This window comes from Streptomyces sp. 4F14 (assembly GCF_048159485.1).
Classification (GTDB): domain Bacteria; phylum Actinomycetota; class Actinomycetes; order Streptomycetales; family Streptomycetaceae; genus Streptomyces.
Genome location: NZ_JBLRVY010000031.1, coordinates 56,234 through 64,099, shown reverse-complemented (window position 1 = coordinate 64,099; position 7,866 = coordinate 56,234). Strand labels below are relative to the sequence as shown.

Below are 7,866 nucleotides of genomic sequence, written 5' to 3'. Positions count from 1 at the left end.
GGTGCGCATTGAAGACATCTGGCCGCTGGCGCCGCTGCAGGAAGGGCTGCTGTTCCACGCCAACTTCGATGAGCGGGCCCGGGACGTATATGTGGAACAACGTGTCCTCGAACTCGCGGAACCGCTCGACACAGAGGTACTGCGCGCCTCCTGGCAGGCCCTCCTGGACCGGCACGCGAGCCTGCGGGCGAGCTTCCGGCAGCCCGCGGGAGCGAGCCGGCTCGTCCAGGCCATCCTGGCGGGCGTGATCCTGCCGTGGAGCGAGGTCGACCTGTCCGACCACCCCGACCCCACGGCCGAGGCCGAACGGCTGGCCGAGGCCGAACGGGACCGAGGCTTCGACGTGGCGGTGCCGCCGCTGCTGCGCCTGGTGCTCATCCGGATGGGCGGGCCGCGATTCCAGTTGGTGATCACGATGCATCACCTGGTGCTGGACGGGTGGTCGCTGCCGATCCTGTTCCAGGAGCTGTCGGAGGTGTACGCGGCGGGCGGCGACGCCGGCGGGCTGCCGCCGGTGACGCCGTACCGCGACTACCTGGCCTGGCTGGAGCGGCAGGACCGGGACACCGCGCGAGCGGCCTGGGCCGACGCCCTGGCCGGGGTCACGGAACCGAGCCTGGTGGCGCCCGTGGACCGGGGCACGGAACCCGTACCGCCCCAGCACGTGGTCGAACCCCTCGGCCGGGAACAGGCCGAGGCGCTACGCGGGGTCGCCCGGGTGCACGGACTCACCGTGAACACCGTGGTGCAGGGCGCGTGGGGCTGGCTGGTCGGCCTGCTGACCGGTCGGCGCGATGTGGTCTTCGGCGCCACCGTCTCCGGGCGCCCCGCGGGCATTCCGGGTGTGGAACGCATGCTGGGGCTCTTCATCAACACCCTGCCCGTCCGCGTCACACTGGACCCGGCGCGCTCCTTCCTCGACACCCTCGCCGACACGCAGGCCCGGCAGACCGGGCTCATGGACCACCAGCATCTCGGACTGGCCGAGGTCCAGCGCGCCGCCGGGCCGGGGGCGACGTTCGACACGCTCCTGGTCTTCGAGAACTTCCTGCGCGAAGCCGCCGGACCGCCCAGCCCCGGCGGCCTGGACGTCGTAGGCGTCGAGAGCACGGATACCGCGCACTACCCGCTGATCCTGGCCGTCCTCCCGGACGCCGACATGTCCCTCCGGCTCGACTACCGCCCGGACTTGTTCGACGAGGCGTCGGCGCGGGCTCTTGCGGGGCGGCTGGTGCGGGTGTTGAGGCAGGTGGCTGTGGATCCGGGGGTGCGGGTCGGGGATGTCGAGGTGTTGTCGGAGGTGGAGCGTCGGTTGGTGGTGGGGGAGTGGAACGACACTGCTTGCGCGGTGTCGGGTGGGTCGTTGGTGGAGTTGTTCGAGGCTCAGGTGGTGCGTTCGCCGGATGCGCTGGCGGTGGTGGGGCGGGGTGCGTCGTGGACGTATGGGGAGCTGAATGCGCGGGCGAATGGTGTGGCGCGGGTGTTGATGGGGCGGGGGGTTGGGTGTGAGGACTTGGTGGGGGTGCGGTTGGAGCGGTCGGCTGAGTTGATCCCGGTGTTGTTGGGGGTGTTGAAGGCGGGTGCGGCGTATGTGCCGTTGGATGCGGGGCTTCCGGAGGGGCGGCGGGAGGCGATAGCGGCTGAGGCGGGGGTCGTGGTGACGCTCACCGATGCCGATGTGTTCGAGCCGGTGGCTGAGAACCCGGAGGTGAGGCCGGGGCCGGAGAACCTGGCGTACGTGATGTACACGTCCGGCTCGACCGGGGTGCCGAAGGGTGTGGCGGTCACGCATCGCAACGTGGTCGCGTTCTGCCTGGACAGGGCCTGGACGGACGATGTGGTCGAGTGCGTCCTGTTCCAGGCGAACCATGCCTTCGACGCCTCGACGTACGAGATCTGGGCGCCGCTGCTGCGCGGCGCGCGGCTGGTGGTCGCCCCGGCCGGGGAGGTCGACGCGACCGAGCGGGGTGCGCTGATCGCGGAGCACGGGGTGACGAATGTGCATGCGACGGCGGGGTTGTTCCGGGTGCTGGCGGAACAGTCGCCGGAGATCTTCGCCGGAGTGCGGGAGGTGGCCACGGGCGGCGACGTGGTCTCCGCGACCGCGATCCGGACCCTGCTCAGGGCGCATCCGGATCTGGTGGTGCGGACTACGTACGGCCCGACGGAGAACACGGCGTTCACGACGCACTTGCCGTACAGGGCAGGGGATGAGGTGCCTGCGGCGGTGCCGATCGGTCGCCCGATGGACAACACCCGGGCCTACGTGCTGGACGGTCCGTTGCGTCTCGTACCGCCGGGTGTGGTGGGTGAGTTGTATGTGGCGGGCGAGGGCGTGGCGCGTGGGTATGTGGGTCGTCCGGGGCTGAGTGCGGAGCGGTTCGTGGCGTGCCCGTTCGGCGAGCCCGGCCGGATGTATCGCACCGGAGACCTGGCCCGCTGGAATGCGGATGGTGTGCTGGAGTTCGCGGGGCGTGCGGATGAGCAGGTGAAGATCCGGGGTTTCCGGATCGAACCGGCCGAGGTCGAGGCCGTGTTGAGCGCGCACGGGAGCATCAGGCAGGCGGCGGTGATCGCCCGCGAGGATCAGCCCGGCGTGAAGCGCCTGGTCGCCTACGTCGTCGGCGATGTGGACGAGCCCACGCTGCGGGAGTTCGCGGCCGAGCGCCTCCCCGAGTACATGGTCCCGTCGGCGTTCGTGGCGCTCGACGCGATCCCCCTCACCAGGAACGGCAAGCTCGACCGGGCCGGCCTCCCCGCCCCGGACCTTGCGGGTCTGACCACCGGCCGCGCCCCCGCCACCCCCACCGAAGAGGTGCTGTGCGGCCTGTTCGCCGAAGTCCTCGGTCTGGACCGCGTCGGGACGGACGACTCGTTCTTCACCCTCGGCGGCGACTCACTCCTCGCCATGCGGCTCATCGCCCGCATCCGATCCGTGCTCGACGCCGAGGTCAGCATCCGCGACCTGTTCACCGCCCCCACGGTCCAAGGGCTGGCCCGGCTCGCCGAGGGCGAGCAGACGAGCAAGCGCGCCGCCCTGGTGCCGCAGGAGCGGCCCGACATCGTGCCGCTCTCGTTCGCGCAGCGACGGATGTGGTTCCTCAACCGGCTGGAGGAAGCCGGCGCGGGCGCCGGCTACAACGTGCCGCTCACACTCCGGCTGACCGGCGATCTGGACGTGGCGGCCCTTGAGGCAGCGTTGGGCGACGTCGCCGACCGGCACGAGACCCTGCGCACCCGCTACCCCGACGTGAACGGCGAGCCTCACCAAGAGATCCTCACCGGAGCGGCGGGCCGCCCCCGGCTCACCGTCGCCGGGACCGGAGAGGCCGAGGTCTCCGAAGCCATCGGCGACGAGGTGCGCCGCGGCTTCGACCTGGCCGTCGAACTCCCGTGGCGGGCACGGCTGTTGACGGTGTCGCCGACGGACTCGGTCCTGGTGGTCGTGGCGCACCACATCGCCGTGGACGGCTGGTCGATGGAGCTGATCACCCGTGACCTCGGCGTCGCGTACACCGCGCGCAGGCAGGGCCGGGCGCCGGGCTGGTCCGCGCTTCCCGTCCAGTACGCCGACTACGCCCTGTGGCAGCGTGAGGTGCTCGGCGCGCTGGACGACGAGGACAGCCTGATCTCGGCCCAACTCGCCCACTGGCGCCGGACTCTCGCCGGAGCGCCTGAGGAACTGGTCCTGCCCGTGGACCGCGCCAGGCCCACGCACCCGTCGTTCCGGGCGGGTCTGGCCCCGGTGCGCGTCGACGCCCACGTGCACGCGCGCCTCACCGAGATCGCGCGGCGCGGCGGCGTCACGGTGTTCATGGTGGCCCAGGCGGCGCTGGCCACGCTGCTGTCGAAGGTGGGCGCCGGGACGGACATCCCGATCGGCACCCCGATCGCGGGACGCGGGGACGCCGCGCTGGAGGACCTGGTCGGCTTCTTCCTCAACACCCTGGTCCTTCGGACGGACCTGGCCGGCGACCTCACCTTCGCCGAACTGGTGGCGCGGGTCCGTGAGACCGACCTCGCGGCGTACGCACACCAGGACATGCCGTTCGAGCGACTGGTCGAAGACCTGAACCCGGCGCGTTCGCTGGCCCGGCACCCGCTGTTCCAGGTGATGCTTCAGCTCCAGAACGGCCCACAGGCCCGCGAGCCCCTGTCGCTGCCGGGCCTCGACGTACGCCCCATGCTGTTGTCCGAGAACGCGCTGGAGGCGCACTTCGACCTGTCGCTCTCCCTGGTCGAACACCGCGACGAGCGCGGAGCCCCGGCCGGGATGGTCGGTGAGTTCGCGTACGCGGCCGACCTGTTCGACCACGAGTCGGTTCTGACGCTGTCCGGACGACTGGTACGGGTGCTGGAACAGGTCGCGGCCGACCCCGGCCTGCGCCTGCGCGACCTCGATGTGCTGGCGGACGAGGAACGCCGACTGGTGATATCGGAGTGGAACGAGACGGCCCGGCCGGTGCCCGACCGTACACTGCCCGAGCTGTTCGAGGACCAGGCGGCGCGCACCCCCGACGGAGTCGCGGTCGTGTACGAGGACGTCACCTGGACGTACGCGGACCTCGACACCCGGGCGAACGCGTGGGCGCACCACCTGATCGGCCTGGGCGCGGAGCCGGAGCGCACGGTGGGGGTCGTCACGGAGCGGTCGCCCGAGCTGGTGGCGATGCTCCTGGGGATCCTGAAGGCGGGAGCGGCCTATCTGCCGATCGACCCCGACCTCCCGGCCGACCGGGTGGAGTTCATGGCGGCCGACGCCGGCCTGCTGCTGATCCTGCGGCCCGGCATGGAACCCGACCCCGGGGCGCCGCGGACCGCCCCGGACCGCAGCGCACTGCGTACCGCGCACCCGGCGTACGTCATCTTCACCTCGGGATCGACCGGCAGGCCCAAGGGCGTGCTGATCTCCCACACGTCCATGGTGAACCAACTGCTGTGGACGCAGGGCGACTACGGCATCGGGGAGAGCGACCGCGTACTGCAGCGGGCCGCGTTCAGCTTCGACGTGTCGGTGTGGGAGCTCTTCGTACCCCTGGTCGCCGGAGCGGCCCTGGTGCTGGTGCGCGGGGACGGCCACCGCGATCCCCGGTACCTGGCGGACCTGATCGAGCGGACCGGCGTCACCACGGCCCACTTCATCCCGTCGATGCTGGCCGCGTTCCTCCAGCAGGAGGACGTCGGCCACAAGGCCAGGACCCTGCGCACGGTGCTCTCCGGCGGCGAGTGGCTGTCGGAGGACGTGGTCGAGGAGTACCACCGGGCGCTGGACATCCCGCTGCACAACACGTACGGGCCGACCGAGACGACGGTCATGGCCACCGCCCGCCCGATCCTGCCGGGGCGGGCCCAGGACGGACCCGTACCGATCGGAGCACCGGTCTGGAACACCCGCCTCTACGTCCTGGACGACTTCCTGCGCCCGGTCCCGCCCGGCGTGACCGGCGAGCTGTACATCGCCGGCACGCAGCTCGCCCGCTGCTACATCGGACGGCCCGCCCTGACGGCCGAGCGGTTCGTGGCGTGCCCGTTCACCGGCGAACGGATGTACCGCACCGGCGACCTCGCACGCTGGACGCACGACGGCGAGATGTTCTTCGTGGGCCGGGTCGACGCCCAGGTCAAGATCAGGGGTATCCGGATCGAACCCGGCGAGATCGAAGCCGTGCTCGCGACCCACGAGGACGTGGAACAGGTGGTGGTCCTGGCCCGGGAGGAACAGCCGGGCGTCAAGCGGCTGGTCGCCTACGTCGTGGGCGAGGTGGAGGAGTCCGCGCTGCGGGAGTTCGCGGCCGAGCGGCTGCCGGAGTACATGGTCCCCGTGTTCGTCCCGCTGGACAGGCTTCCCCTGAACGTCAACGGCAAGCTGGACCGTACCGCGCTGCCCGCACCGGACTTCGCCGCGCAGACGGGCGGCCGCGCCCCGGCGACCCCCACCGAGGAACTGCTGTGCGGGCTGTTCGCCGAGATCCTGGGCCTGGCCCGGGTCGGCGCCGACGACTCCTTCTTCACTCTCGGCGGGGACTCGCTGCTCGCCATGCGGCTCATCGCCCGTATCCGGTCCGTCCTGGGCGTCGAGGTCGGCATCCGCGACCTGTTCGACTCGCCCACGGTGGCGGGCGTCGCCCGGCTGCGGGGCGGCGCCCGGGCGTCGCTCACCACGCGTGAACGCCCGGAGCGGGTACCGCTGTCGTACGCGCAGCAGCGCATGTGGTTCCTCAACCAGCTGGAGGAGGCCGGTGCCGGAGCCGCCTACAACGTGCCGCTCGCCCTGCGCCTGACCGGCGAACTGGACGTCACGGCCCTGGAAGCAGCGCTGGCCGACGTCGCGGACCGGCACGAGACCCTGCGCACCGTGTACCCCGACCCGGACGGCGTCGCGCACCAGCGGATCATCGACGGGGAGCAGGCCCGGCCCCGGCTGGAGACCGCCGACGTCACCGAGCGGGAACTGCCGGCCGCCGTGGCCGCCGTACTCGACCGCCGCTTCGACCTGAGCCGCGAACTGCCCTGGCGGGCTCGGCTGTTGACCCTCGGACCGGCCGACGCCGTGCTCGTGGTCGTTGCCCATCACATCGCGGTCGACGGCTGGTCCACCGGCCTGCTCAGCCGCGACCTGCGCACGGCCTACGCCGCCCGGAGGGAGGGCGACGCGCCCGGCTGGGAACGGCTGCCGGTCCAGTACGCGGACTACGCGCTGTGGCAGCGCGAGGCGCTCGGTGAACTCTCCGACGAGGACAGCGTGATCGCCGGACAGCTCAGGCACTGGCGCGACACCCTCGCCGGCCTGCCGGAGGAACTACCGCTGCCCCTCGACCGTCCCCGCCCCACGGAATCCTCGTTCCGGGCCGGCGTGGTACCCCTGCGAACGGACGCCGAGACCCATGCCCGCCTCGTCGGGCTGGCCCGGGACAACGGCGTCACCATGTTCATGGTGGCCCAGGCCGCACTGGCCCTGCTCCTGTCGAAGGTCGGCGCGGGCACCGACATCCCCCTGGGCACCGCCGTCGTCGGCCGCGACGACGCCGCGGTCGAGGACATCGTCGGCTTCTTCCTCAACACGCTCGTGCTGCGTACGGATGTCAGTGGCGATCCGTCGTTCGTGGAGTTGCTGGGGCGGGTGCGGGAGACGGACCTGATCGCCTACGCACACCAGGACGTGCCGTTCGAGCGACTCGTGGAGGACCTGAACCCGGCTCGCTCACTGTCCCGGCACCCCCTCTTCCAGGTGATGCTGGCCGTGGAGCACGCCATCGACGCCGACACAGAGGACGACTGGGACCTGCCCGGGCTGCGGGTGACACCGGAGGCCATGGGCGACACGGCCGTGGCCCGGTTCGACCTGGCCGTGACCCTCGCCGAGCGACACACCGACGACGGCGCTCCGGCGGGTATGGGCGGAGAGATCCAGTACGCGGTGGACCTGTTCGACGAGGGGACGGCTCGGGCTCTCGCGGAGCGGCTGGTGCGGGTGTTGGAGCGGGTGGCTGGGGATCCGGGGGTGCGGGTCGGGGGCGTTGAGGTGTTGTCGGAGGTGGAGCGGCGGTTGGTTCTCCATGGGTGGAACGACACTCGTCGTGTGGTGTCGGGTGGGTCGTTGGTGGAGATGTTCGAGGATCAGGTGGTGCGGTCGCCGGATGCGGTGGCAGTGGTGTTTGGGGAGACGCGGTTGACGTACGGGGAGCTGAATGCGTGGGCGAACGGTGTGGCGTACGGGCTCATGGGGCGGGGGGTTGGGTGCGGGGACTTGGTGGGGGTGCGGTTGGAGCGGTCGGCTGGGCTGATTCCGGTGCTGCTTGGTGTGTTGAAGGCGGGTGCGGCGTATGTGCCGTTGGATGCCGGGCTTCCGGAGGGGCGGTTGGTGTC

The 7,866-nt window shown here is 71.4% G+C and carries 1 protein-coding gene (running past one end of the window); it reads left to right on the top strand.

Going from position 1 to position 7,866, the window contains the following annotated elements; genetic code table 11:
- Position 1: 1 nt before the first annotated feature.
- A protein-coding gene (locus ACLZOT_RS39430; RefSeq protein WP_416973994.1) for a non-ribosomal peptide synthase/polyketide synthase crosses the window boundary here: on the top strand, positions 2-7,866 show its start. Its footprint extends 20,902 nt past the window's final position; 7,865 of the gene's 28,767 nt are visible here — the first part of the coding sequence; its start codon is at positions 2-4; its stop codon lies off the right edge, out of view.